This is a genomic window from Rhizobium sp. 01L410 (assembly GCF_056400165.1).
Map to the genome: position 1 here is coordinate 163,156 of NZ_JBFTST010000001.1, position 24,968 is coordinate 188,123.

23 protein-coding genes and 1 riboswitch are annotated in these 24,968 nt (G+C 62.0%); of the genes, 14 read left to right on the top strand and 9 right to left on the bottom strand.

From position 1 onward, the window contains the following. Nucleotides 1-82 precede the first annotated feature (82 nt). The gene (locus tag AC1DV9_RS00755) at nt 83-541 is read left to right on the top strand and encodes a carboxymuconolactone decarboxylase family protein (protein ID WP_477945594.1); all 459 of its coding nucleotides are present in this window, start codon (nt 83-85) and stop codon (nt 539-541) included. Nucleotides 542-596: 55 nt separating this feature from the next. Here AC1DV9_RS00755 and rhaI read toward each other — a convergent pair whose 3' ends face one another. Both rhaI and AC1DV9_RS00765 read right to left on the bottom strand, forming a co-directional pair. Then, nucleotides 597-1,889, bottom strand: a complete 1,293-nt coding sequence (rhaI, locus tag AC1DV9_RS00760; RefSeq protein ID WP_112514793.1) for an L-rhamnose catabolism isomerase — start codon at nt 1,887-1,889, stop codon at nt 597-599. Nucleotides 1,890-2,117: 228 nt separating this feature from the next. After that, nucleotides 2,118-4,214, bottom strand: coding sequence for a bifunctional rhamnulose-1-phosphate aldolase/short-chain dehydrogenase (locus AC1DV9_RS00765; RefSeq protein ID WP_477945595.1), 2,097 nt, complete (start codon nt 4,212-4,214; stop codon nt 2,118-2,120). Nucleotides 4,215-4,408: 194 nt separating this feature from the next. Between AC1DV9_RS00765 and AC1DV9_RS00770 the strand changes: the two genes are divergently transcribed. From AC1DV9_RS00770 to AC1DV9_RS00805, 8 genes are all read left to right on the top strand, one after another. Next, a complete protein-coding gene (locus AC1DV9_RS00770) occupies nt 4,409-5,221 on the top strand; it encodes a DeoR/GlpR family DNA-binding transcription regulator (RefSeq protein ID WP_112388440.1) in 813 nt (270 codons plus the stop codon). A gap of 51 nt (nt 5,222-5,272) precedes the next feature. Continuing rightward, a complete protein-coding gene (gene rhaS, locus AC1DV9_RS00775; RefSeq protein WP_112388441.1) occupies nt 5,273-6,268 on the top strand; it encodes a rhamnose ABC transporter substrate-binding protein in 996 nt (331 codons plus the stop codon). Nucleotides 6,269-6,337: 69 nt separating this feature from the next. Further along, a complete protein-coding gene (locus AC1DV9_RS00780) occupies nt 6,338-7,873 on the top strand; it encodes a sugar ABC transporter ATP-binding protein (RefSeq protein WP_477945596.1) in 1,536 nt (511 codons plus the stop codon). A 9-nt stretch (nt 7,874-7,882) separates the two neighbouring features. Continuing rightward, nucleotides 7,883-8,884 carry an ABC transporter permease gene (locus tag AC1DV9_RS00785; RefSeq protein ID WP_477945597.1) on the top strand — a complete coding sequence of 334 codons (1,002 nt, stop codon included), beginning with the start codon at nt 7,883-7,885 and terminating at the stop codon, nt 8,882-8,884. Further along, the gene (locus AC1DV9_RS00790) at nt 8,881-9,891 is read left to right on the top strand and encodes an ABC transporter permease (RefSeq protein WP_477945599.1); all 1,011 of its coding nucleotides are present in this window, start codon (nt 8,881-8,883) and stop codon (nt 9,889-9,891) included. The genes AC1DV9_RS00785 and AC1DV9_RS00790 overlap by 4 nt, the downstream gene beginning before the upstream one ends. Beyond that, nucleotides 9,888-10,208 carry an L-rhamnose mutarotase gene (gene rhaM, locus AC1DV9_RS00795; protein ID WP_477945601.1) on the top strand — a complete coding sequence of 107 codons (321 nt, stop codon included), beginning with the start codon at nt 9,888-9,890 and terminating at the stop codon, nt 10,206-10,208. The genes AC1DV9_RS00790 and rhaM overlap by 4 nt, the downstream gene beginning before the upstream one ends. Beyond that, nucleotides 10,205-11,572 carry an FGGY-family carbohydrate kinase gene (locus tag AC1DV9_RS00800; RefSeq protein ID WP_477945603.1) on the top strand — a complete coding sequence of 456 codons (1,368 nt, stop codon included), beginning with the start codon at nt 10,205-10,207 and terminating at the stop codon, nt 11,570-11,572. Before rhaM ends, AC1DV9_RS00800 begins: the two co-directional genes overlap by 4 nt. A 79-nt stretch (nt 11,573-11,651) precedes the next feature. Next, nucleotides 11,652-12,410, top strand: a complete 759-nt coding sequence (locus tag AC1DV9_RS00805) for a fumarylacetoacetate hydrolase family protein (protein ID WP_477945605.1) — start codon at nt 11,652-11,654, stop codon at nt 12,408-12,410. Here the strand turns inward: AC1DV9_RS00805 and mmsB are convergent, their stop codons facing one another. The 7 genes from mmsB to AC1DV9_RS00840 all read right to left on the bottom strand — a co-directional run bounded on the left by mmsB (nt 12,411) and on the right by AC1DV9_RS00840 (nt 19,709). Then, complete coding sequence (gene mmsB, locus AC1DV9_RS00810; protein ID WP_477945607.1) at nt 12,411-13,292, bottom strand: 3-hydroxyisobutyrate dehydrogenase; 882 nt, start codon at nt 13,290-13,292, stop codon at nt 12,411-12,413. It abuts the gene before it with no gap. A gap of 9 nt (nt 13,293-13,301) precedes the next feature. Continuing rightward, nucleotides 13,302-14,897 (bottom strand): GMC family oxidoreductase, encoded by a 1,596-nt coding sequence (locus AC1DV9_RS00815; RefSeq protein WP_477946342.1) that lies wholly within the window; start codon nt 14,895-14,897, stop codon nt 13,302-13,304. Between the two features lie 16 nt (nt 14,898-14,913). After that, nucleotides 14,914-15,903: a branched-chain amino acid ABC transporter permease gene (locus tag AC1DV9_RS00820; protein ID WP_477945609.1), complete on the bottom strand. Its 990-nt coding sequence runs from the start codon at nt 15,901-15,903 to the stop codon at nt 14,914-14,916. Between the two features lies 1 nt (nt 15,904). Further along, complete coding sequence (locus tag AC1DV9_RS00825) at nt 15,905-16,792, bottom strand: branched-chain amino acid ABC transporter permease (protein ID WP_112514775.1); 888 nt, start codon at nt 16,790-16,792, stop codon at nt 15,905-15,907. A gap of 218 nt (nt 16,793-17,010) precedes the next feature. After that, nucleotides 17,011-17,712, bottom strand: coding sequence for an ABC transporter ATP-binding protein (locus AC1DV9_RS00830; protein ID WP_477943214.1), 702 nt, complete (start codon nt 17,710-17,712; stop codon nt 17,011-17,013). Beyond that, nucleotides 17,712-18,494 carry an ABC transporter ATP-binding protein gene (locus AC1DV9_RS00835; protein ID WP_477943213.1) on the bottom strand — a complete coding sequence of 261 codons (783 nt, stop codon included), beginning with the start codon at nt 18,492-18,494 and terminating at the stop codon, nt 17,712-17,714. The genes AC1DV9_RS00830 and AC1DV9_RS00835 overlap by 1 nt, the downstream gene beginning before the upstream one ends. A 3-nt stretch (nt 18,495-18,497) precedes the next feature. Next, complete coding sequence (locus tag AC1DV9_RS00840; RefSeq protein WP_112388453.1) at nt 18,498-19,709, bottom strand: ABC transporter substrate-binding protein; 1,212 nt, start codon at nt 19,707-19,709, stop codon at nt 18,498-18,500. A 251-nt stretch (nt 19,710-19,960) separates the two neighbouring features. Between AC1DV9_RS00840 and AC1DV9_RS00845 the strand changes: the two genes are divergently transcribed. The 5 genes from AC1DV9_RS00845 (at nt 19,961) to AC1DV9_RS00865 (ending at nt 24,932) form a co-directional block, all read left to right on the top strand. Next, on the top strand, nt 19,961-20,899 hold the full coding sequence (locus tag AC1DV9_RS00845; RefSeq protein ID WP_477945611.1) for a LysR family transcriptional regulator: 939 nt from the start codon (nt 19,961-19,963) through the stop codon (nt 20,897-20,899). A 64-nt stretch (nt 20,900-20,963) separates the two neighbouring features. Next, nucleotides 20,964-22,226, top strand: coding sequence for a flavin monoamine oxidase family protein (locus tag AC1DV9_RS00850; protein ID WP_477946344.1), 1,263 nt, complete (start codon nt 20,964-20,966; stop codon nt 22,224-22,226). 87 nt (nt 22,227-22,313) lie between these two features. Then, a complete protein-coding gene (locus tag AC1DV9_RS00855) occupies nt 22,314-22,775 on the top strand; it encodes a DUF4126 family protein (RefSeq protein WP_477945613.1) in 462 nt (153 codons plus the stop codon). Then, nucleotides 22,772-24,136, top strand: a complete 1,365-nt coding sequence (locus AC1DV9_RS00860) for an FAD-containing oxidoreductase (RefSeq protein ID WP_477945615.1) — start codon at nt 22,772-22,774, stop codon at nt 24,134-24,136. Before AC1DV9_RS00855 ends, AC1DV9_RS00860 begins: the two co-directional genes overlap by 4 nt. A gap of 62 nt (nt 24,137-24,198) precedes the next feature. Beyond that, nucleotides 24,199-24,342: riboswitch (FMN riboswitch) on the top strand. Nucleotides 24,343-24,455: 113 nt separating this feature from the next. Further along, on the top strand, nt 24,456-24,932 hold the full coding sequence (locus AC1DV9_RS00865) for a 6,7-dimethyl-8-ribityllumazine synthase (protein WP_477945617.1): 477 nt from the start codon (nt 24,456-24,458) through the stop codon (nt 24,930-24,932). Nucleotides 24,933-24,968: the final 36 nt, after the last annotated feature.

Consider the following 24,968-nt stretch of genomic DNA (forward strand, 5'->3'; position numbering starts at 1 on the left):
CCATGACGAACGGCTGCCGGCCGATGTGACAACGGATGGCAGCGTCATCGCTCAAACCACGAAACCGACAAGGAGACATAACATGCAATCAAGAATGGGAAATCCGGCCGTTGTTCTTCCTGAAGCCATGCAGGCGCTGATGGCGCTGAGCAGCGTCCCGCAAAAGGCCGGGCTGTCGCCGAAGCTGCTGGAACTGGTCAATCTGCGCGCCAGCCAGATCAATGGTTGCGGCGTCTGCGTAGACGGCCATCCGCGCATCGCGCGGAAGCTTGGAGAAACGGACGAGAGGCTCTTCGCGGTCGCTGCATGGCGCGAAGCGCCGTATTTCTCCGATCAGGAACGCGCAGCTCTGGCACTTACCGAAGCCGTCACACGGCTCAGCGACCGGGCAGACCCTGTGCCGGACGAAATCTGGGACGAGGCCACCCGTCATTTCGATGGCAAGAGCGTTGCGGCCCTCGTCATCGCCATTGCCAATATCAATGTCTGGAACCGGCTGAACGTCGCCACCCGGCAGATCGCCGGTGAATGGAAGCCCTGAACGCAAAGGGCCGCCGTTGAGACCAATGGCGGCCCGAAGCCTTGGGAGGCAATCTTCAGATGATGCCGCCGCCACCGGCAGCCGAGGCCGGGCGCTCTGCGGAGACCTTCTTGCGGTAGCCGCTGGCGCGGTAGGTTGCGACCGGGTCGATGGCGCCACCGGCGCGGCGGCGCGCTTCTGCGAGGATCGGTTCGACATCGGCGCGGTAGGCGCGCTTCAACGTTTCCGTCGCCATCAGCGCATCGTTTCCATCCTGATAGCCTGCCAGCGCCTTGCGATCGACGAGCAGCGCCTGCGCATAGGCGCGGCGGATTTCGTTGGCGCTGTTGATCAGGCTTTCGATCGGATCGGTCACGTTATGCGACTGGTCGATCATGTGAGCCGGGTTGAAGTCGTTGACGCCCCGCTGTTCGGCATCGACGAGTTCGTTGAAGACGAGGAACAGGCGGTAAGGCTCGATCGAGCCGGCGTCGAGGTCGTCGTCGCCATATTTCGAGTCGTTGAAATGGAAGCCGCCGAGCTTTCCGAACTGCACCAGGCGGGCAACGATCATTTCGATATTGGTGTTCGGCGCGTGATGGCCGAGATCGACAAGGCACTGCGCCTTGGGGCCGAGCGTCTGGGCGATCAGGTAGTTTGTGCCCCAGTCCTGCACGATGGTCGAATAGAAGGCTGGCTCGTACATCTTGTGCTCGGAGAACAGCTTCCAGTCATCAGGCAGAGCCTTGTAGATGTCAGCCATGGAGGCGAGATAGCGCTCAAAGGCCCGGGTGAAATTGCTCTGGCCGGGGAAGTTCGAGCCGTCGCCGATCCAGACGGTCAGCGCCTTCGAGCCGATCGCCTTGCCGATTTCGATGCATTCGAGATTGTGCTCGACGGCCTGCGCCCGCGTTGCCGCATCCGTGTGGCTCAGCGAGCCATATTTATAGGAATGCTTCTGGCCGGGCGCATCGGAAAAGGTGTTGGAATTCATCGCATCGAAGCCGAGGCCGAGTGACTCACCCTTCGCCTTCAGCTCCTTGGCATCCATCTTGTCCCACGGAATGTGCAGGGAAACATTGGGCGTCGCCCGCGTCAGCTCGTTGATCACAGAGCAATCTTCGAGTTTGTCGAAGATGCCGCGCGGCTCGCCGGTGCCCGGGAAGCGGGCAAAGCGCGTGCCGCCGGTGCCGACGCCCCAAGAGGGAACGGCGACGAAGAATTCCGAAACACGGCGCGTAACGGTTTCGATGTCGATGCCGCGGCGGGAAAGTGTCGCGCCCAGCGCGTCATAGTCTTCCTTGAGCGCCGCTGCACGCTTGTCGTTTTCCTGCGCGATCACATCCTGCGCGATCTTGAACTCGGCCATGATTTCCTCCCGATCTGCATCGCGGCCTGGAGAGGTCCGCGGCTCTATCCCTCATTCCTGTGCTTGTCACAGGAATCCAGCCACGGCGCGTCTGCGCCGTGAATAACTGACCAATCGCTGGAGCCTCTAGTCTCCCGCGCCCAAGGACTTGGGCGCACTGGATTCCTGTGACAAGCACAGGAATGAGGGAGGAGAGCAAGGCCCTCGCGTCATACGAAACGACGCCCCCTACCGCGGGAAGCTCTGGGCGTTGCCGGCATCGACATTGATGATGTTGCCGGTTGACTTCGCCGAGAGATCCGACGCCAGGAAGTAGATTGCCTCGGCAATATCTTCAGGGAAGACATTGAGCTTCAGCATCGAACGCTTGCGGTAATGCTCCTCGAGATCATCCACCTCGATCTTCGAGGAGGCCGCACGCTGTTCGCGCCATTCGCCGTTCCAGATCTTCGAGCCGCGTAGAACCGCATCCGGGTTGACCGTGTTGACGCGGATGCCGGCTTCTGCCCCTTCGAGCGCCAGGCAGCGGGCCAGATGGATTTCGGCAGCCTTGGCGGTGCAATAGGCGGCCGCGTTCGGCGAGGAGGCAAGGCCGTTCTTCGAAGCGACGAAGACGACGTTACCGCCGAGGTTCTGCTTGCGGAACAGCCGGAACGCTTCGCGGGACACCAGGAAATAGCCGGTCGCCAGAATGTCGATATTCTTGTTCCACATCGAAAGCTCGGTGCTTTCGATCGGTGCAGACGAGGCGATACCGGCATTCGAAACCAGGATATCGACACCGCCGAACTCGACGCAGGATTCGGCGAAGGTCGAGATCACGGCATCTTCCTTGGTCACATCCAGCTTGACGCTGCGAACGGCGTCGGCACCGAACTTCGCCTTGAAATCGGCTTCCGTCGCTTCGAGTGCGGCCTGATCGATATCGGCAAGCACGACGCAGGCGCCCTCGCCTACCAGACGTGCCGCCGTCGCGCGGCCGATACCGCCGGCGCCGCCGGTGACGAAGGCGACCTTGCCGGCCAGGCTCTTCGGCTTCGGCATGCGCTGCAGCTTGGCTTCTTCGAGCAGCCAGTATTCGATGTCGAAGGCTTCCTGTTCCGGAAGCCCCTGATATTCCGAGACCGTCGAGGCGCCACGCATGACGTTGATGGCGTTGACGTAGAACTCGCTGGCGATACGGGCGGTTGCCTTGTCGCGGGCAAAGGACAGCATGCCGACGCCGGGCACCAGGAAGATAACCGGGTTCGCATCGCGCATAGCGGGCGAGTTGTCATGCTTGCAGTCGTTGTAATAGCGGGCGTAATCGGCGCGGTAAGCTTCCAGCGCCGCGTCCAGACCAGTAATGATGGCATCGACATCCGGCTTTGCCGGATCGAAATCGACGATCAGCGGGCGGATCTTGGTGCGCAGGAAATGATCCGGGCAGCTGGTGCCCAGCGCGCCGAGCGGGCGAAGGCTCTTCGAATTGACGAACTCGAGCACTGCATCCTGATCGTCGAAATGGCCGAGCTTACGCTCCTGCTTGCCGATACGGCCGCGAATTTCAGGCATCAGACGCGCTGCAATCGCACGGCGTTCGGTGACCGGCAGGCTCTGCGCCGCAGCGCCGCCGAAGATCGTCTTGCTTTCGGTCTTTTCGGCAAACCAGACGATCGCCTTGTTGATGATATCGAGGGTCAGTTCGTAGCAGGCCTTGGCGTCGTTCGCCCAGGTAAAGAGACCGTGGCTTTCGAGCACGACGCCCTTGGCATTCGGGTTGGCTTTGACGAAGGCTTCGAGATCGAGGCCGAGCTGGAAGCCCGGGCGGCGCCAGGGCAGCCAGCCGATATCGGCGCCGAAGATCTGCTGCGTCAATTCCTTGGAATTCTTGGAAGCGGCAATGGCGATGATCGCGTCCGGATGCATGTGATCGACATGCGTGAACGGCACGAAGCCATGCAGCGGCGTATCGATCGAGGCGGCGCGCGAGTTCAGGTTGAAGGTGCAGTGGGGCAGGAAGCCGACCATGCGGTCTTCGTCCGCGGTGCCTTTGTAGATGCTCTTCAGCGAATCCAGCTTGTCCTGGTAAAGCGTGGCGAAGCCGTCGAGCTTGATGGTGCCGACGTCGCCGCCGGAGCCCTTGACCCAGAGAACCTTGACCTTTTCGCCGTTCAGCGGGTCGGTTTCCATCACCTTCGCAGAGGTATTGCCGCCACCGTAATTGGTGATGCGCTTGTCGGCGCCGAGGAGGTTGGAGCGGTAGAGCAGCTTGCCGGGCTCATCGAGCTTTGCCGCGTAGCTGTCATCCCAACGGTTATCAAGAAGCCGGATGTTGGCCGCCATGTCATCCTCCCATATGAGTTCTTTTGCGCGGAGCAATCCACGCCCTTGTCGTGACCGATATCGCTCATGAAAATGCGCGTTGTCAATCGAAAACGATCAAAAACAATTATTGTGCAGCGCAATATGAAAATTTTTGATCGTTTTTGATTGACAGCTTTTAACCGATACGAAATAAATGTGACACGGAGGAACCAATGCACGAACGCGAACGCCATCGCATCATCATGAGCGCGGTACAGGAAAAGTCGGTCGTCACGATACAGGATATCGCTGAACTGACCGAGGCTTCCGAGGCCACGATCCGTCGTGACATTGCGGCGCTCCACGTGCAGGGCAAGATCCGCCGCGTACGTGGCGGCGCCGAAGCCGTTCATCCGCCGCAGCTCGGCAATCTGGCCGGCCGCCCGTTCCGAGTTTCAGAATCAGTCAATATCGATAAGAAGCGCGCAATCGCCCGCGCTGCCGTGGATCTCTGCGATCCCGGCGATGCCATCATCATCAATGGCGGCACCACGACATTCCAGATGGTCCACTTCATGTCCGGCCACCGGATGCAGGTGATGACCAATTCCTTCGCCATTGCCGAACATCTGGTGAAGCATTCGAAGAACACCGTCACCGTGCCCGGCGGCGTCATCTATCGCGAGCAGAGCCTCATTCTCTCGCCGTTCGATAATGACGCGATACGCCATTTCTATGCGCGCCGGTTCTTCTTCGGCGCCCAGGGCGTCGGCCCGCACGGCATCATGGAAGCCGATGCGCAGATCATTCAGAGCGAACAGAAGCTGATGCACCAGGCCGACGAGCTCGTCGTCATGGTCGATTCCAGCAAGTTCCGCCGCCGCTCGAGCCTCATTCTGTGCCCGCTCGAGCGCGTTTCGACGATCATTACCGACGATGGAATTCCGGAGGAATCCGTCCGGATGATCGAAGATGCAGGTATCAAGCTCGTTATTGCGAGCGCCGCGGCGCAGGCCGCAAGGGAGGATTCCTCGTCGGTCGCCTGAGGGGCGCCGGCCGGATGTCGTTAGACTTAATCAACGTGGGAGGATGAAAGCATGAAACTCGCAAAGAAACTTGCAATCGGCGTGGCATTTGCCGTCGCCATGATGGCCGGCTCGGCCAGCGCCAAGGACATCAAGATCGGTCTCGTCGTGAAGTCGCTAGGCAACGGCTTCTTCGATGCTGCCAACAAGGGCGCGCAGGAAGCAGCCAAGGAACTCGGTGGCGTAGAAGTCATCTATACCGGCCCGACCTCGACGACGGCCGAAGGCCAGATCGAAGTCATCAACTCGCTGATCGCACAGGGCGTCGATGCCATCGCGATTTCGGCGAACGATCCGGACGCCGTCGTTCCGGCACTCAAGAAGGCTGCTCAGCGCGGCATCAAGGTCATCTCCTGGGATTCGGGTGTTGCGCCTGAAGGCCGCATCCTACAGCTCAACCCGTCTTCCAACGAGCTGATCGGCAAGATGTGCCTGACGCTCGTCAAGGATCACCTCGAAGGCGGCAAGGGCGACTTCGCCATCCTGTCGGCAACGACGACCTCGACGAACCAGAACATCTGGATCGACCAGATGAAGAAGCAGCTCAAGGACTTCGCCGGCCTGAACCTCGTCACGACTGTTTACGGCGACGACCTCTCGGACAAGTCCTATCGCGAAGCTGAAGGCCTTCTGAAGTCCAACCCGAACGTCAAGGTCATCGTCGCTCCGACGACGGTCGGCGTTCTGGCTGCTTCGAAGGTTGTCGAAGACAAGGGTCTGGTCGGCAAGGTCTACGTAACAGGCCTCGGCCTGCCGTCTGAAATGGCCGGCGCGATCAAGTCGGGTGCGACGAAGGAATTCGCCATCTGGAACCCGATCGACCTCGGCTACTCGGCAACGCAGATCGCCTATCACCTCGTCAAGGGTGATGCCGATGGCAAGCCGGGCACGGAAATCGAAGCCGGCCGCATGGGCAAGATCAAGATCGACGACAAGGGCGAAGCCGCCATGTCCGATCCGTTCGTCTACAACGCTTCGAACATCGACCAGTTCTCCAAGGTCTTCTGATCTTCGAAACACGCATGAACACCCGGCGGCTTCGTGCCGCCGGGCTTCTCTTTCTTCATGGTTTTGCTGATGACCACTGCCCTTCAAGAACCCATCGCGGCTGTCGAGCCCAAGGACGCGCCCGCCATTCTGGAAATGCGCGGCATCTCGCAAATCTTTCCGGGCGTCAAAGCGCTCGATAATGTCAGCATCGCGCTCTATCCCGGCAAGGTCACCGCCCTGATCGGCGAAAACGGCGCCGGCAAGTCGACGCTGGTCAAGATCCTGACTGGCATCTATCGCCCCAACGAAGGCGAAATCATCGTCGATGGGCAGGCCGTGAGCTTCACGAGCGCGCAGGCCGCGATCGACGCGGGCGTCACCGCCATTCATCAGGAGACTGTTCTTTTCGACGAGCTGACGGTCGCCGAAAACATCTTCCTCGGCCATGCGCCGAAAACCCGTTTCCGCACCATCGACTGGAAGGCGATGAACGAGCGCTCGCGCGAGCTGCTGATTTCGCTGGAAAGCAATATCGACCCGACGATCCGCCTGAAGGACCTCTCGATCGCGCAGCGCCATCTCGTGGCGATCGCCCGCGCATTGTCGATCGAGGCCCGGATCGTCATCATGGACGAGCCGACCGCCGCGCTTTCCCGCAAGGAAATCGACGATCTCTTCCGCATCGTCCAGGGCCTGAAGGCCAAGGGCAAGGCGATCCTCTTCATCAGCCACAAGTTCGACGAGGTCTATGAGATCGCCGACAATTTTGTGGTCTTCCGCGACGGCAAGGCCGTCGGCGCCGGGCGTCTCAAGGAAACGCCGCAGGATGCGATCGTCAAGCTCATGGTCGGCCGCGATGTCGAGAACGCCTTTCCGAAGATCGACGTGGCGATCGGCGCCCCTGTTCTCAGCGTCGAGAGATACTGTCATCGCACGGAATTCCGCGATATCACCTTCACGCTCCGCAAGGGCGAAATCCTCGGAATCTACGGCCTGATCGGCGCCGGACGCTCCGAACTCTGCCAGTCGCTTTTCGGCATCACCAAGCCCCTGTCGGGCAAGCTGACGCTGGAGGGACAGGAGATTTCGATCGGCTCGCCGCTCGACGCGATCCGCGCCGGTATCGTCTACGTGCCGGAAGAACGCGGCCGCCACGGACTGGCGCTGCCGATGCCGATCTACCAGAACATGACGCTGCCATCGCTGACGCGCACCTCGCGCAAGGGCTTCCTGAAGGCGGCCAACGAATTCGCGCTCGCCCGCAAATATGCCGAGCGGCTGGATCTGCGCGCCGCGGCGCTCTCCGTTCCCGTTGGCACGCTGTCGGGCGGCAACCAGCAGAAGGTTGTCATCGGCAAGTGGCTCGCCACCATGCCGAAGGTCATCATCCTCGACGAGCCGACCAAGGGCATCGACATCGGCTCCAAGGCCGCCGTCCACGGCTTCATCAGCGAGCTCGCCGCCGAGGGCCTGTCGATCATCATGATCTCGTCCGAACTGCCTGAGATCATCGGCATGTCGGACCGTGTGCTGGTCATGAAGGAAGGCCTTTCGGCCGGCCTCTACGACCGCGACAAGCTTTCGCCTGAGGCGCTGGTGCGCGCGGCGACCGGAAATGCGTGAGGGAAAAGCATGGCAAGACTGATCAGAAAACGGGAAACCCTGCTTTTCCTCATCATCGTCGTGATGATCGGCGTCTTCTCGACGCGCGCCGCCGATTTCGCAACGCCCGACAATCTCGCCGGTATCTTCAACGACACCTCGATCCTCATCATCCTGGCGCTGGCGCAGATGACGGTGATCCTGACGAAGTCGATCGATTTGTCGGTCGCCGCCAATCTGGCCTTCACCGGCATGGCGATCGCGATGATGAATGCTGCCTATCCCGACCTGCCGCTGGCCGTGCTGATCATTGCCGCCATCGCCATCGGCGCCTGCCTGGGCGCCATCAACGGCTTTCTGGTCTGGGCGCTGGAGATACCGCCGATCGTCGTGACCTTGGGCACGCTCACCATCTATCGCGGCATGGCCTTCGTGCTCTCGGGCGGTGCCTGGGTCAACGCCCACCAGATGACGCCGACCTTCCTCTCCGTTCCGCGCACGCCGATCCTCGGTCTTCCGGTTCTCGGCTGGGTCGGGATCATCATCGTGCTGATCATGTATGTGGTGTTGAAATACACCCAGTTCGGCCGCTCCGCCTATGCGACCGGCGGCAATCCGACGGCGGCCGTCTATGCCGGTATCGATACCGGCTGGACCAAGTTCCTGGCTTTCGTGCTGTCCGGCGCTCTGGCCGGTCTTGCAAGCTATCTCTGGGTGTCGCGCTATGCCGTCGCCTATGTCGATATTGCGAACGGCTTCGAGCTCGACAGCGTCGCGGCCTGCGTCATCGGTGGTATCTCGATTGCCGGAGGCGTCGGATCGGTGGTCGGCACGGTGCTGGGCGCGCTTTTCCTCGGCGTCATCAAGAACGCCCTGCCCGTTATCGGCATCTCGCCCTTCACACAGATGGCGATATCAGGGACCGTCATCATCCTCGCCGTCGTCTTCAACGCCAGACGCGAGCGCAACCGCGGCCGCATCATCCTGCGTGACAAGGCCGCAGCCGAAACGCCAATCGAGGTGGCAGCATGAGCACGGTTTCCACCGCACCTGAAAAACGCGTCATTCCCGATCGTCTGGGCACGCCGTTCCGCCGCATCATGTCGAGCTGGGAAGTGCTGCTGTTCGGCGTTGCGGTGCTGATCTTCATCTTCAATTCCGTGGCCTCGCCCTATTTCCTCGATGCCTGGAACCTCTCGGACGCCACCTTCAACTTCACCGAAAAGGCGATGATCGCCTTCGCCATGGCGCTGCTGGTCATCGCCGGTGAGATCGATCTGTCAGTGGCTGCCATAATCGCGCTTGCCTCGACGGCCATGGGCGCAGCAGCCCAGGCCGGCGTCGGAACACCCGGTCTCGTTGCCATCGGCATCGGTACGGGCCTCGCCTGCGGCCTCTTCAACGGCTTCCTCGTCTCGGCGCTGAAACTGCCGTCGATCGTCGTCACGATCGGCACGATGAGCCTTTTCCGGGGCATTTCCTATATCGTTCTCGGCGATCAGGCCTATGGCAAATACCCCGCCGATTTCGCCTATTTCGGCCAGGGCTATGTCTTCTGGGTCTTTTCCTTCGAATTCGTGCTGTTCATCGTGCTGGCCATCCTCTTTGCCATCCTGCTGCATGCCACGAATTTCGGCCGTCAGGTCTATACGATCGGCAACAACGACTTCGCCGCCCGCTTCTCCGGCATTCCGGTCGAGCGCGTCAAATTCATCCTCTTCATGCTGACCGGTGTGATGAGCGGCATTGCCGCCGTCTGCCTGACTTCGCGCTTGGGATCCACGCGTCCCTCGATCGCGCAGGGCTGGGAACTCGAAGTGGTGACCATGGTCGTGCTCGGCGGCGTGTCGATCCTCGGCGGTTCCGGCACGATCGGCGGCGTCGTCATTGCCGCCTTCGTCATGGGTCTCGTGACTTTCGGGCTCGGCCTTCTCAATGTACCCGGCATCGTCATGTCGATCTTCATCGGCCTGCTGCTGATCATCACCATCGCCATCCCGATCGTCGCCCGCCGCATCAAAGCCATGAGCTCGAAATGACCCTCGAAAAGCACGCCTTCAAGATGAAGCTCAATCCGGGCATGGAAGCCGAATACATCAAGCGGCATGACGAGATCTGGCCGGAGCTCGTTGATCTCCTGCACAAATCCGGTGCCAGCGACTATTCGATTCATCTCGACCGCGAGACGAATGTGCTGTTCGGCGTGCTGACGCGCCCAGTGGATCACACGATGGCGAGCCTTCCCGAACATCCCGTCATGAAAAAGTGGTGGGCGCATATGGGCGATATCATGGAAACCAATCCTGACAATTCCCCCGTCCAGAGCGACCTCGTCACCGTCTTCCATATGCCATGACCGACTACAGCCGCATCGCCGTTCTCGATATCGGCAAGACCAACGCCAAGGTCGTCGTTCTCGACACGGCGACCGGCGAGGAAATCGCCGTCTCCAGAATGGCGAACACCGTCCTGAAGGACGGCCTCTATCCGCATTATGACATCGAGGCCCTCTGGTCCTTTATGCTCGATGCCTTCCAGCGCTTCGCCAAGGCGCCAGGGTTCGACGCGATCTCGATCACCACGCACGGCGCTTCGGCCGCATTGGTCGACGCCAACGGCACGCTGGCCATGCCTGTGCTGGATTACGAGCACGAGTACCCGCAGCCGATCCGCGACGCCTACACGGCGCTCCGCCCGCCCTTCAGCGAGACCTACTCGCCGCGCCAGACCATGGGACTGAATATCGGTGCCCAGCTGCACTACCAGAAGACAGCCTTCCCTGACGAGTTTGCGAAGGTCGCGGCCATCGTCACCTATCCGCAATATTGGGCCGCGCGGCTGACCGGTGTTGCCGCCAACGAGGCGACATCGCTCGGCTGCCACACCGACCTCTGGAACCCTGGGAACGGTGAATACTCCTCTCTGGTCGATACGCTCGGTATCCGCAGCCTCATGGCGCCGATCCACTCCGCCTTCGACGCGCTCGGCCCGGTCCGTCCGGAGATAGCCGCGGAGATCGGCTCCTCCGTGCCCGTCTATTGCGGCATTCACGATTCCAATGCGTCGCTGCTGCCGCATCTGGTCTCGCGGGAAGCGCCCTTCGCGGTCGTCTCGACCGGCACTTGGGTGATCAATTTCGGCGTCGGTGGTGATCTCGAACATCTCGATCCCCGGCGCGATGCGCTCGCCAATGTCGATGCCTATGGCCGCGCCGTGCCCTCCTCGCGCTTCATGGGCGGCCGGGAATTCGAAATCCTCTCCGCCGAGATCGGCACTGTGCCAGCAAATGAGGCGCTTGCAGCGCTGCCCGCCGTGATCGCCCGCAAGATCATGCTGCTGCCGAATGTCGCGCCGGGCTCCGGCCCCTTCCCCGGACGCGAAAAGCAATGGCTGAATGCCGGCGATGCCAGCGAGGCTGAACGCTATACTGCTGCCTGCCTCTATCTGGCGCTGATGAACGAGGCCTGCCTCGGCCTGATCGGCGCCAAGGGGCCAGTGATCGTCGAAGGACCGTTTGCCGCAAACAGCACCTATCTTATCCTTCTCGCAGCGCTGACGCAGCGGACAGTGATCGCCCTTCCCGGCTCGACCGGCACCAGCCAGGGCGCCTCGCTTCTCACCGGCGTCAAACCGGCGGCAACACAGGAAACACGCTTCGAGCCCTTTGCGATAGAAGGTTTGGAAGCCTATCGCGTCGCCTGGTATGCACTGACGGAATAACAGTCTTTCCAAGCCCGCCCTTTACCCCATCTAACCCGAGCGGCTAGTTTGCGCGCACACATCAGGTGGAGGATAAACCATGACAGATTCGACCTTCGATCCGCGCGCCCTCGCGGCCAAGCTTGCAGGCCTTCGCCACGCGGGCAAGCAGGCTTCCACCGCGGAATTCCCGCTGCCCGGCGACCATCGCCAGGCCATGGACGCGCAGAACTTCCTCTCGGCTGAAGAAGGCATTCGCAGCAACGCCTGGAAGGTCTCGATGCCGGCCGACAATCAGCCGGTCACTGCCCCGCTGCATCCCTATTTCGAAGCCGTCTCCGGCGCGAAACTGCCCTGGGTCGCCGGCACGAAGTTCGAAGCTGAGATCGCCGTGCGCCTCGGCAAGGATCTGCCGATCCGCACCAGCGGCAAGTACACGCGCGCCGAAGTCGCCGATGCCATTGCGGACGCCTATCTCGGTGTCGAGATGTCCTGGACGGCCGTTGCCGAAGGCAGCAAGATTTCCCCGCTACTGTTCCTCGCCGACCGCCTTGCCAATCTCGGCTACGTGCTCGGCCCGGTGATGCCGCGATCGATCCTCGACACCTGCACCGGCACGCCGCTCAAGGTGATGTTCAATGGCCAGCCGATCTACGACGCGGCCGCCAAGCATGTGAAGGTCGACGTTCTCACCTGGCTGGTCGATTATGCCAATGACACGTTCCGCCCGGACAGCTCACTGCGTGCAGGCGCAGTGATCACGACAGGCTCGCTCTGCGGAGCGATCGAAATCGCAACCGCCGGCGAACTCGATGTGACCCTCGGCGATGCCAGCATGCAGCTGGCGCTGGTGCGGTAATCACTCCCTGTTGCGGAACATCTCGATGATGGCGGAAAAGTCCTTTCCGCCATTGCCGAGTTTTTCGAACAGGGCGTAGAGCTGTGCAGCTTCGGCACCCAGCGGGGTGGAGGCGCCGCTGGCGAGCGCTGCCTCTTGCGACAGTCTCAGGTCCTTCAGCATCAATGCCGCCGCAAAGCCCGGCTTGTAGTCGTTGTTGGCGGGAGACGCCGGCACCGGCCCCGGAACCGGGCAATAGCTATTGATCGACCAGCATTGGCCGGATGACGTCGAGGCGACGTCGAACAGCGCCTGATGCTCGAGGCCGAGCTTTTCGGCGAGCACGAAGGCCTCGCAGACGCCGATCATCGAAATGCCCAGGATCATGTTGTTGCAAATCTTCGCGGCCTGACCGGCTCCCGCCTCGCCGCAATGGACAATCTTCTTGCCCATCGCCTCGAGGATCGGCTTCGCCTTCGCAAAGCTCTCGTCCGATCCGCCTGCCATGAAGGTCAGCGTTCCGGCCGTGGCTCCGCCGGTCCCGCCGGAAACTGGCGCGTCGAGCGACAGGCAGCCGGCGCCACGCGCCAGCTCATGCGCCTTGCGCGAACTCTCTACATCGATGGTCGAGCAGTCGATGACGAGCGAGCCCTTCTCGGCCGATTGCAGGATATCGGCCCAGGCCGTCAGGACATGCTTGCCCTGCGGCAGCATGGTGAGGATGATCTCGGCACCCTTGACCGCCTGGCTCGCATGACTGGCAGGTTTCACGCCACTCTCTTCCGCGGCTTTCAATACCGTCGAAGCGAGATCGAACCCGGTCACCTCATGACCCGCCTTCACCAGATTGGCGGCCATCGGACCACCCATGTTGCCGAGGCCGATAAACGCGATCCGTGCCATTGACGTCTCCTATCTGTTGTCTTCGAGGATCATGCTGGCTGCCTTCTCGGCAATCATGATGACAGGCGAATTGGTGTTGCCCGAGGTGATCGACGGCATGACCGAGGCATCGGCGATCCTGAGCCTGGCGAGCGCCCGAAACCTCAACCGCGGATCGACGACACTGTCGCGATCGCCGCCCATCCGGCAAGTGCCGACGGGATGGAAGATCGTCGTGCCGATATCGCCTGCGGCCTGCGCGAGCTCCTCATCATTTCGATAGGCAGGACCGGGCTTGAACTCCTCGGGATTGAAACGGGCGAAGGACGGCTGAGCAACAATCCGCCGTGTCAGCTTGATCGATCTGACAGCTATGTCGCGATCGCGTTCCGTCGAGAGGTATCTTGGCGCAATGATGGGCTGCGCGGCAAAATCCGGGCTCGAGACATGCACCGAACCGCGGCTTTCCGGCCTCAGATTGCAGACGCTGGCCGTGATCGCCGGAAAGGCATGCACGGGGTCGCCGAACTTGTCGAGCGACACCGGCTGGACATGATATTGCAGATCGGGCGTTTCCTTGTCCGGCCCCGAGCGGGTGAAGATGCCAAGCTGGCTCGGCGCCATCGCCATCGGTCCCGAGCGGCGCAGCAGATATTCGAGCCCGATCGCCGCCTTGCCGATCAGCTTCGTCGCCTTCTCGTTCAGCGTCGGAACACCGGTCACCTTGTAGGCGAGGCGCAGCTGCAGGTGATCCTGCAGGTTCTCGCCGACGCCCCTGACCTCGCTGACGACATCGATCCCGGCATTCTGCAGCACGTCTCCGCGGCCGATCCCCGAAAGCTCCAGAATATGCGGCGAGCCGATCGACCCCGCCGAAAGAACCGTTTCCTTTGAGGCGTAGGCACGCTTGGCGACGCCGCCATGCTGAAACTCGACGCCGGTGACAGTGCCTTCCTCGATCAGCAGCCGCCGCACCTGTGCCTTGGTCAGAACCTTGAGATTGCCGCGCTTCATCGCCGGACGCAGAAAGGCCTTGGTGGCATTCCAGCGGATGCCGGAGCGCTGGTTTACGTCGAAATAGCCGGAGCCCTCGTTGGTGCCGCGGTTGAAATCCTCGGTGACGGGGATGCCCGCTTCCTTCGCCGCCTGCTGGAAGGCGTCAAGCACCGCCCATTTGACGCGCGCCTTCTCGACCCGCCATTCGCCGCCGGCGCCATGCATCTCGTCCTTGCCGCGATAGTGATCCTCGGACTTGCGGAAGAACGGCAGAATGTCGTCCCAGCTCCAGCCGGTGCAGCCCATCTGCCGCCACAGATCGTAATCGCGGGCCTGGCCGCGCATATAGATCATGCCATTGATCGACGAGCAGCCGCCGAGCACTTTTCCGCGGGGGTAATTCAGCGCACGGCCGTTCAGGCCATCCTCTGGCGCTGTCGTGAAGCACCAGTCGGTGCGCGGGTTGTTGATGCAATAGAGATAACCGACTGGAATGTGGATCCAGTGGTAGTTGTCACTGCCACCGGCTTCCAGCAGAAGCACGCGGTTGTTGCGGTCTTCGGACAGCCTGTTGGCCAGCACGCAGCCTGCGCTGCCTGCGCCGATGATGATATAGTCGTAGCGATCCATCTTCAGCACCGGCCGCTCAACGGCGATAGACAAAGCCCAATATGCGGCCGATCCGCGACGCATAGAACTCGCCGACGATACCACGGCGGAAGATCAGGACGCAGACCATGAAGACGACGCCGGTGATGATCGTCACCGGAAATTCCGAGGTCGCCAGGTAGTTTTGCAGCGTCACGACCAGCCCGGCGCCGAAGATTGGCCCGATCAGCGTACCGATGCCGCCGAGCAGCGTCATCAGGATCACCTCACCCGACATCTGCCAGGCAACATCGGTCAGCGTCGCGAACTGGAAGACCAGCGATTTGACGGCGCCCGCGAGCCCGGCAAGCGCTGCCGACATGACGAAGGCGCCAAGCTTGTAGCGGGCGACGGAATAGCCGAGCGAGATTGCCCGCTGCTCGTTTTCGCGGATCGACTTCAGGATCATGCCGAAGGGCGAGTTGATGAAGCGCCAGATCAGCAGCATTCCGATCAGGAACACCGCCAGCACGAAAAAATACATGTTGGTGGAATCGTTCAGATCGATGAAGCCGAAGAGATGGCCGCGCGGAACCGACTGGATGCCGTCCTCGCCCTCGGTGAACTTCGCTTGCAGGCAGAAGAAGAAGAACATTTGCGACAGCGCCAGCGTCACCATTGCGAAATAGATCCCCTGCCGCCGGATCGCCAGATAGCCCATCACCAGCCCGAGAAGCGCTGCGCCGGCGACACCGGTGAGGATGCCGAGTTCGGGTGGGAAGCCCCAGGACTTCACGGTATAGGCGGTGAAATAGGCGGCGCCACCGAAGAAGGTCGCATGGCCGAATGAGAGCAGTCCGGTATAGCCGAGCAGCAGATTGAAGGCGCAGGCGAAAAGCGCGAAGCAAAGCAGCTTCATCAGGAAGATCGGGTAGAAGAAGAACGGCGCGAGCACGAGCAGCAGCAGGCCGATGACGAGAAACGCCGCCTGGACCGACAGCGCGGTACGGCTCTTTTCCGGGCGGATGGTTTCGGTGATCTCGGTCATGTCACGCATCCCGGCCGAAGAGGCCCGCGGGCCTGATGAGAAGCACGATCGCCATGATCACGAAGATCACGATGTTCGACGCCTCAGGATAGAAAACCTTCGTCAGGCCCTCGGCGATACCGAGCACATAGCCGGTGACGATGGCGCCCATGATCGAGCCCATGCCGCCGACCACCACGACGGCGAAGACGACGATGATGATGTTCGAGCCCATCAGCGGCGAGACCTGATAGATCGGCGCGGCCAGCACCCCGGCGAAAGCCGCGAGGCCGGCACCCAACGCGTAGGTCAGCGTCAGCAGCAGCGGAACGTTGACGCCGAAGACCTGCACCAGCGTGGTGTTCTCGGTCGCGGCGCGCAGATAGGCGCCGAGCTTGGTCTTTTCGATCAGCAGCCATGTCCCGATGCAGACGACCAGCGAGACGATGACCACCCAGCCGCGATAGATCGGCAGGAACATGAAGCCGAGATTGGTGCCGCCGGCAAGTGCTGCGGGCGTCGCATAGGGCTGGCCGGAGGAGCCGTAAAGATAGCGAAACGTCCCCTCGATCGCCAGCGCCATGCCGAAGGTGAAGAGCAGGCCGTAGAGCGGATCGAGATCATAGAGCCGCCGCAGGAACAGCCGCTCGACCACCGCGCCGAACAGACCGACGACCACAGGCGCCAGGATTAGCGCCGGCCAATAGCCGATGCCGCCATAGGCGAGCATCAGATAGGCGACGAAGGCGCCGAGCATGTATTGCGCGCCGTGGGCGAAGTTGATGACGCGCAGCAGGCCGAAGATGATGGCGAGGCCAAGGCTCAGCAGCGCGTAGAAGGAGCCGTTGATCAGGCCGATCAAGAGCTGGCCGAGAAGCGCCTGGACGGGGATGCCGAAGATCATGGTCATGGGCTCGCCCCCTCGAGGTAGGCGAAAGGCGTCACGGCACCCTCTCCGCATCCCTCATTCCTGTGCTTGTCACAGGAATCCAGCCACGCGAAGTCTTTCGCGTGAAAAGAGTCCTCCGCGCCGCAGACGCAGCGCTGCTGGATCCCTGTGACAAGCACAGGGATCAGGGAGGTATTGGTGGCGGATATGGAGGTCTCATTCAGGTTCACAACCATACCCTAAACCCCCAAAACCTTGTGCAGCGTATCCATCCGCTGCGGCAGTTCCCCAACCGGGAATTCCGACACGATTTGCCCGTGATCCATCAGGTAAAACCGATCGGCAATGCGGCTGGCGAAGCGGAAGTTCTGCTCCACGAGCAGGATCGTCATGCCACGCTGCTTCAGCGTCTTCAGCACTTCGCCGATGCGCTGGACGATGACGGGAGCAAGCCCTTCCGTCGGCTCATCGAGCAGCAGCATCTTCACGCCGGTGCGCAGCACCCGGGCGATCGCCAGCATCTGCTGCTCGCCGCCGGAAAGCTTTGTGCCGGAGCTGGCGCGCCGCTCGTAAAGGTTCGGAAAGAGCTCGTAGATTTCATCGACGGTCATGCCGCCCGGCGCCACGACTGGCGGCAGCAGCAGGTTTTCCGAAACTGTCAGCGTCGAGAAGATGCCGCGCTCTTCGGGCACGAAGCCGATGCCCTTATGCGCCGTCTTGTGCAGCGGCACCTGCATCATGTCGGTTCCGGCAAAGCTGATCCTGCCCTTCCGCGCCCGCACGATGCCGGTGATGGTGCGCAGTGTCGTCGTCTTGCCGACGCCGTTGCGGCCGAGGATGGTGATCGTCTCGCCCTCGCCGACGGTCATGTCGATGCCGTGCAGGATATGGCTTTCGCCGTACCAGGCATTGAGGCCCTGGATTTCGAGCAGCGCCGCCATCAGCCCTCCTCCGAGCCCATATAGGCCTGGCGCACGCGCGGGTCCTGGCTGACGGTGGCGTAATCGCCCTCGGCCAGGATTTCGCCGCGCTGGAGCACGGTCACCTGCTGGCAGATATTGGCGACGACGGAGAGATTGTGTTCAACCATCAGCACCGCGCGATCGCGGGCGACGTCGCGGATGATGGCGGAGACGACGCTGACATCCTCCTGCCCCATGCCGGCCATCGGCTCGTCGAGCAGCAATACCTTGGGATCGAGCGCCAGCGTGGTGGCGATCTCCAGCACGCGCTTGCGGCCGTAGGAAAGATCGGCGGCCAGCGCATCGCGCTCCTTGGATAGGCCGACACTGGCCAGCAGCTGCTCGGCTCTGCCCGTCAGCTGGTCGAGCGCCGAAAGCGGCCGCCAGAACTGTGTCGACAGATTGTTCGGCCGCTGCAAGGCGACACGGACGTTGTCGAGCACGGTCAGATGCGGAAAGACCGCCGAAATCTGGAAGGAGCGGACGAGGCCCATGCGCGCCACCCGGTCGGGCGGCGTCCTGGTGATGTCGGTGCCCATCAGCATGATGGTGCCCGCCGTCGGCTGCAGGAACTTCGTGAGCAGGTTGAAGACCGTGGTCTTGCCCGCCCCGTTCGGGCCGATTAGCGCATGGACGCTGGCATCATGGACATCGAGATCGACATTTTTCACGGCCGTGAAGCCGCCGAAATCCCGGCGAAGGCCGCGGGCGGAAAGCACCACCCGCGGCTTCGCATTATTGACTGGTGCGGAAACCGCCATCGATCACTTCACCAGATCGCAGCCGCTCTTGGCGGGGTCGATATAGGCTTCTTTGCCCGGGATGGTGGCGAGCACGTTGAAGTAGTCCCACGGCTCCTTGCTTTCATCGGGCTTCTTCACCTGCAGCAGGTACATGTCATGGATCATCCGGCCGTTGGCGCCAACAGTGCCGCCGCGGCCGAAGACGTCGTCGACCGGCATTTCATGCAGTTGCTTGGCCACCGCTTCCGTCTCATCCGTGCCGGCCTTCTGGACGGCTTTCAGATACTGGAGAACGGCGGAATAGGTGCCTGTGTGAATCATGTTCGGCATCTTGCCGGTGCGGTCGAAAAACTTCTTGCCGAACGCACGGCTTTCATCGTCGCGGTTCCAATAGAAGCCTTCTGTCAGCGTCAGGCCCTGGGCCGCTTCGAGGCCGAGGCCGTGCACTTCGGCGAGCGTGAAGAGCAATGCGGCAAGCCGCTGGCCGCCCTGGACGATGCCGAATTCGGCCGCCTGCTTGATGGCATTCGCTGTGTCGAGGCCGGCGTTCGCCAGGCCGATGACCTTGGCGCCCGAAGACTGCGCCTGCAGCAGGAAGGACGAGAAGTCCTGACTGGACAGCGGATGACGCACGGAGCCGACGATCGTGCCGCCATTGGCCTTGACGAAGTCGCCGGTCTGCTGCTCAAGCGAATAGCCGAAGGCATAGTCGGCGGTCAGGAAGAACCAGCTGTCGCCGCCCTGCTTGACGAGCGCACCACCGGTGCCGACCGCCAGCGCATGGGTGTCATAGGCCCAGTGGAAGCCGTAGGGGCTGCAGGCCTTGCCGGTCAGATCGGTGGTCGCGGCACCGGTGACGATATCGATCTTCTTCTTTTCCTTGGCGACGGCCTGGACGGCGAGCGCCACCGAGGATGTCGTGAGCTCCATGATCGCATCCACCTGCTCGGTATCATACCACTGGCGGGCAATATTGGAGGCGACGTCAGGCTTGTTCTGATGGTCGGCATCGACGATCTCGATCGGCATATCGAGCACCTTGCCGCCGAAATCCTCGACCGCCATCTTGGCGGCCTCGACAGAAGATTTGCCGCCGAAATCGGCATAGACGCCGGACTGATCGTTCAGAATGCCGATCTTGACCTTACCGTCGGACACCGCCCCGCTTTGGGCGAAAACGGCTGTGCTGCTTGCCAGAAGAAATGCAAGTGACGCAATGAAGCTCTTTCGCATAAGTCTCTCCTCCCAGAGATTGGCAGATCGCGATCTGTTCAAATTTGACGAGCCACCCTCCTCAAGGCAGCCACTCAACGCCCACGATCACGGAATTTCCACGATGAGGCAACCAGACGTTTACAATTAATTCCAAACAGTATCTGTTCATTTTTGCACAGAACCGTACCGAAAGCGCTGAAACCGGCCTCTCTGCGGCGCATCACGCGCAGCTGCATTAGACCAAAGACTAAGGCCAACACGGACCTTCGATGACCAACTCCTCGCAGTTTACTTGGAACGATCTGCAGTTTTTTCTAGCCGTGGCCAGAACCGGGCAGCTGTCGACTGCGGCGCGGCAGCTCCGGAGCAGTCATGCCACCGTTTCGCGGCGGATCGACCGGTTGGAATTCGCGCTGAAGGTCAAACTCTTCGAGCGCAACCCGCGCGGCTATGTGCTGACGGCGATGGGCAACCGCTTCGTTGATACGGCCGAGAAGATGGAGCAGGAGACGGAGCGGCTGCGGGCCGACCTTGCGACTGGTGCCATGGCGCAGCGCGGCGTGGTGCGGCTGAGTGCTCCCGAAGGGTTTGCGAATTTCTTCTTTGCGACGGTGCTGCCGCAATTTGCCGAACGCCACCCGCATCTGTCGCTGGAACTGGTGACGATCCAGCAGATCATGTCGCTGTCGCGCAAGGAGGCGGATATCAGCGTCATCCTCGACGAGCCGAAGGGCGGACCCTATTATGCCGAGAAACTCACCGACTATCATCTGCAGGTCTATGGCTCGCGAGACTATCTGGCCGCCAACGCCCCGGTCGTCAGCCGTGAGGATCTGCTGTCGCATCCCTTCATCAGCTATATCGAGGAGATGATCTTCGCGCCGGGGCTCGATTATCTCGGTGACGTCCATCCGCGCATCAAGCCGCAATTCCAGAGCTCCAGCATCTTCGCGCAGCTGACGGCGACGCGAAACGGGCTTGGGCTCTGCGTGCTCCCCTATTTCTTCGCCAGCCGCTATCCCGAGCTCGAACGCGTATTGCCTGACGAGGTGGATCTGAACCGCAGCTACTGGATCACCTGCCACCAGGACCAGAAGCAGGCGCCGCGCGTGCGCGCTGTCATCGATTTCCTGCGCGAAGCCGTTACCTGGCCGGATGCGCGCTTCATTCCGCCCTTCGCAACACCGGCCGCCCGTAGGGGCGGCTGACGCCCCGGCAGTCCCGCGAAAACCTGGCGTAGCGGCTTGCGTGCAGCCTGAGGCAGGGTCCATGATGCGCCGTCTTTTCGAGTCCATTTGCCCCATGAATTCAGAACCTGATATTGCCATCATCGGAGCGGGCGCCGCAGGCGTCGGCGCAGCAAGAAGGCTTGCAAAGAGCGGCCTTTCCGTTTCGGTCTTCGAAGCCTTGCCCCGGATCGGCGGCCGCGCCTGGACATTGAACACGCCTGTTGCCGCGATCGATCTCGGCTGCGGCTGGCTGCATTCGGCCGACCGCAATCCCTGGACGCGGATTGCCGAAGAGGCCGGCATTAAGGTCGATAGCAGACCAAGCGCCTGGCACCGGCAGGATCGCGATTTCGGTTTTCCGCGCGCCGAGCGCGATGCCGCCCGCGCTGCCTTTGGCCGCTGGGCCGAGCGCGTTGCCGAGGCACCACCTCCGAGCGACTGTGCCATGGACGCTGTGGAGGCCGGCGAGCCATGGCTTGCCTATATACAGGCGCTGAGCGGGTATATCAGCGGCGATGAGCTGGAGCGCATCTCGGCGGAGGATTATGCCGCCTATGACGAGGCCTCGACGGAGAACAACTGGCGTCTCGAGACCGGCTATGGCGCGCTTGTCGCCGCCACGATGCCGGCGTCGGTGGAGCTGCATCTGGCAACGCCGATCCAGTCGATCTCCGTCGACGGCAGCCGTTTGACGGTGCGGACGGAGCGCGGGACCATCAGGCCGCGAGCACTGGTCATCACCGTTTCCACCAATGTGTTCGCCGGCGATGCCATCGCCATGCCTTCCTCGCTCGACCCGTGGCGCGAGGCCGCATTGCAGCTGCCGCTCGGCAACAACGAAAAGCTCTATTTCGAAATCACCGGCGGTCACTGTTTCGACGACGAAAGCCATGTGATCGGCAATCCGCGCGATCCGAAGACGGCAAGCTACTATATCCGCCCATTCGGCAAGCCCGTCATTGAGGTCTTCCTCGGTGGAAGCGGCGCCCGCGCCGTGGCCGAAAACCCGGAAGCGGCTTTCCCACGTGCAATTGAGGAGCTTTCGACCCTGTTCGGTTCCGGCATTCACAGGGAACTTCGCCCGCTTGCCGCGTCCGAGTGGACCAACACCCCCTCGATCCGTGGTGGCTACAGTCATGCCCTGCCCGGCCATGCAGCGGCACGGCAGGCCTTAGCACGGCCGTTCGACAACCGGATCTTCTTCGCCGGCGAGGCAACCAACCGCACAGATTTTTCGACTGCGCACGGCGCCTATGAAAGCGGGCTTCGGGCCGCCGAAGAAGCGCTGCGGGCGCTCGGCCGGTAGAGCCGTATCCCCCAATTGCAACCGGTAGAGCTTTATGCCACGCTGGCCGTGCCGTTTCGGCATTCGCTGAGGAAGGGGACCCCTCGCATGCTTCTATTTCTTGCATTTTTGATCGGGATCATTGCCGGCCTTCGGGCCATGACCGCACCGGCCGCCGTCGCCTGGGGCGCAGCCCTCGGCTGGTTCGATGTCTCGCAGACGCCGCTTGCCTTCATGGGTTACAAATGGACACCGTGGATCTTCACGGTGCTGGCCGCCGTTGAGCTGATCACCGACCAACTGCCGACCACGCCGAGCCGCAAGGTGCCGATGCAGTTCGGCGCCCGCATCATCATGGGCGCGCTGACCGGCGCCACGATCGGCGCATCCGGCGGCTCTTTGGTGGGCGGCCTGATTGCTGGTATCGTCGGCGCGGTCGTTGGAACGCTCGGCGGTGCAGCCGTGCGCGGCAAGCTTGCTGCCACCTTCGGCAAGGATGCGCCGGCAGCCCTCATCGAGGACGCGATCGCCATTGTCGGCGCGCTCCTGATCGTATCGGCCGTCGCATGAAGACCCTTGACGCCATCTTCATCGGGGCCGGTCAGGCCGGCCCCTTTCTCGCTGCCCGCATGGCCGAGAAGGGCATGAAGGTGGCGCTGATCGAGCGCAAATATCTCGGCGGCACCTGCGTCAATGCCGGCTGCATGCCAACAAAAACGCTGGTCGCCAGTGCCCGCGCCGCGCATGTGGCCCGGACCGGCGGCGACTACGGCGTCAGGATTTCCGGCGCCATTGAGATCGACATGAAGACGGTGCGCAAGCGCGCCGAGACGGTGACCATGAATGCCCGCAACGGCCTGATCGGCTGGTTCTCGGGCATGAAGACCATGGAGGTCATCTATGGTCATGCGAAATTCAGCGGCGCCAAGACCGTCGAGGTGAACGGCGAGACGCTGACCGCGCCGCTGATCTTCCTGAATGTCGGCGCCCGCCCGACCGTTCCGGATTTTCCAGGCCTTGCCGATATCGATTACCTCACCAGCACCTCGATCATCCAGCTCGATACCCTGCCCCGTCATCTCGTGGTGATCGGCGGCAGCTATATCGGCCTTGAATTCGCGCAGATGTACCGCCGCTTCGGCGCCGAGGTGACGGTTATCGAACGCGGCCCGAAGCTCGCCTCCCGCGAGGACGAGGATGTTTCGGATGCGATCGAGGAGATCATCGTTTCCGAAGGCATCACGGTTCACACCGGCGCGGAGAACATCGCTTTCGCCAACGCGGCTGACGGTGTCGCTGTCTCGATTTCCGGCAAGCCGGATATCCAGGCAAGCCATGTGCTCGTCGCCACCGGCCGCACGCCGAATACCGGCGATCTCAGCCTCGAAGCGGCTGGCGTCGCGACCGACAAGCGCGGCTTCATCACCGTCGATGACCGGCTGATGACCAATGTGGACGGCATCTATGCGCTCGGTGACTGCAACGGCCATGGCGCGTTCACGCATACATCCTACAACGATTTCGAGATCGCCGCCGCCAACCTGCTGGATGGCGGCGACCGCAAGGTCTCCAGCCGCATTCCGGCCTACGCGCTCTATATCGACCCGCCGCTCGGCCGCGCCGGCATCACCGAGAAGCAGGCCCGCGCCTCGGGCCGCAAGGTCATGGTCTCCAAACGGCCGATGAGCCGGGTCGGCCGCGCCAACGAACGTGGCGAGACCAAGGGTTTCATGAAGATCGTCGCCGATGCGGAGACCAAGGAAATCCTCGGCGCCGCCTTCCTGGGCATCGAGGGCGACGAGGCGATTCACGGCATCATCGATGCGATGAACGCCGGAACCCGCTATCCGGTGCTGCAATGGTCGGTGCCAATCCATCCGACGGTCTCGGAACTCATTCCGACCATCATCGGCGATCTCAAGCCGGTTTGATCAGACAGGCCATCTGACGCCGTTTCCGGACTTGCATTCTTTCCAATTTTGGATTTACCTCGCCCTGTTCTCAGGGCGGGGTGCAATTCCCCACCGGCGGTATCGGGTTTACGCCCGGAGCCCGCGAGCGCTTCCAGCAATGGAAGGTCAGCAGATCCGGTGAGATGCCGGAGCCGACGGTATAGTCCGGATGGAAGAGAGCATGCAGGCAAGAACCTCTCCAGGGAGAGGTGACTGATGCTGTTCGCCCAAGGGAGAATTGGGCCGCCGCGGCGGCTCGAAGCAACAGCCAGAGATGGCACCCTTGAAAGGCAGAGACATGACAATCGCAACCAAACCGCAGGGTCACCGGATCGCCATCGTGCGTGCCCGCTGGCACGCCGGTATCGTCGATCAATGCGTGAATTCCTTTATCTCGACATGGAAGGCGCAGAGCGCCAACGCGGCGGAGGTCGACGTCTTCGACGTGCCGGGCGCGCTTGAAATCCCGCTCCATGCACAGACGCTGGCCCGGAGCGGCAAGTATGCGGCGATCCTCGGCTGCGCCTTCGTCGTCGACGGCGGCATCTACCGGCACGACTTCGTCGCCGGAACCGTTCTCGACGGCCTGATGCGCGTCCAGCTCGATACCAATGTACCGGTGCTGTCGGCGGTGCTGACGCCGCATCACTTCCAGGAAAGCGAAGCGCATATCGAGTTCTTCATGAACCACTTCGTCATCAAGGGTCAGGAAGCGGCCAATGCGTGCCGGGCGATCCTTGAGGCCCGCAGCAATCTCGCGGTCGCTGCACTCTGATATGGCAATGCGCCGGAGAACCATTCCGGCGCATTG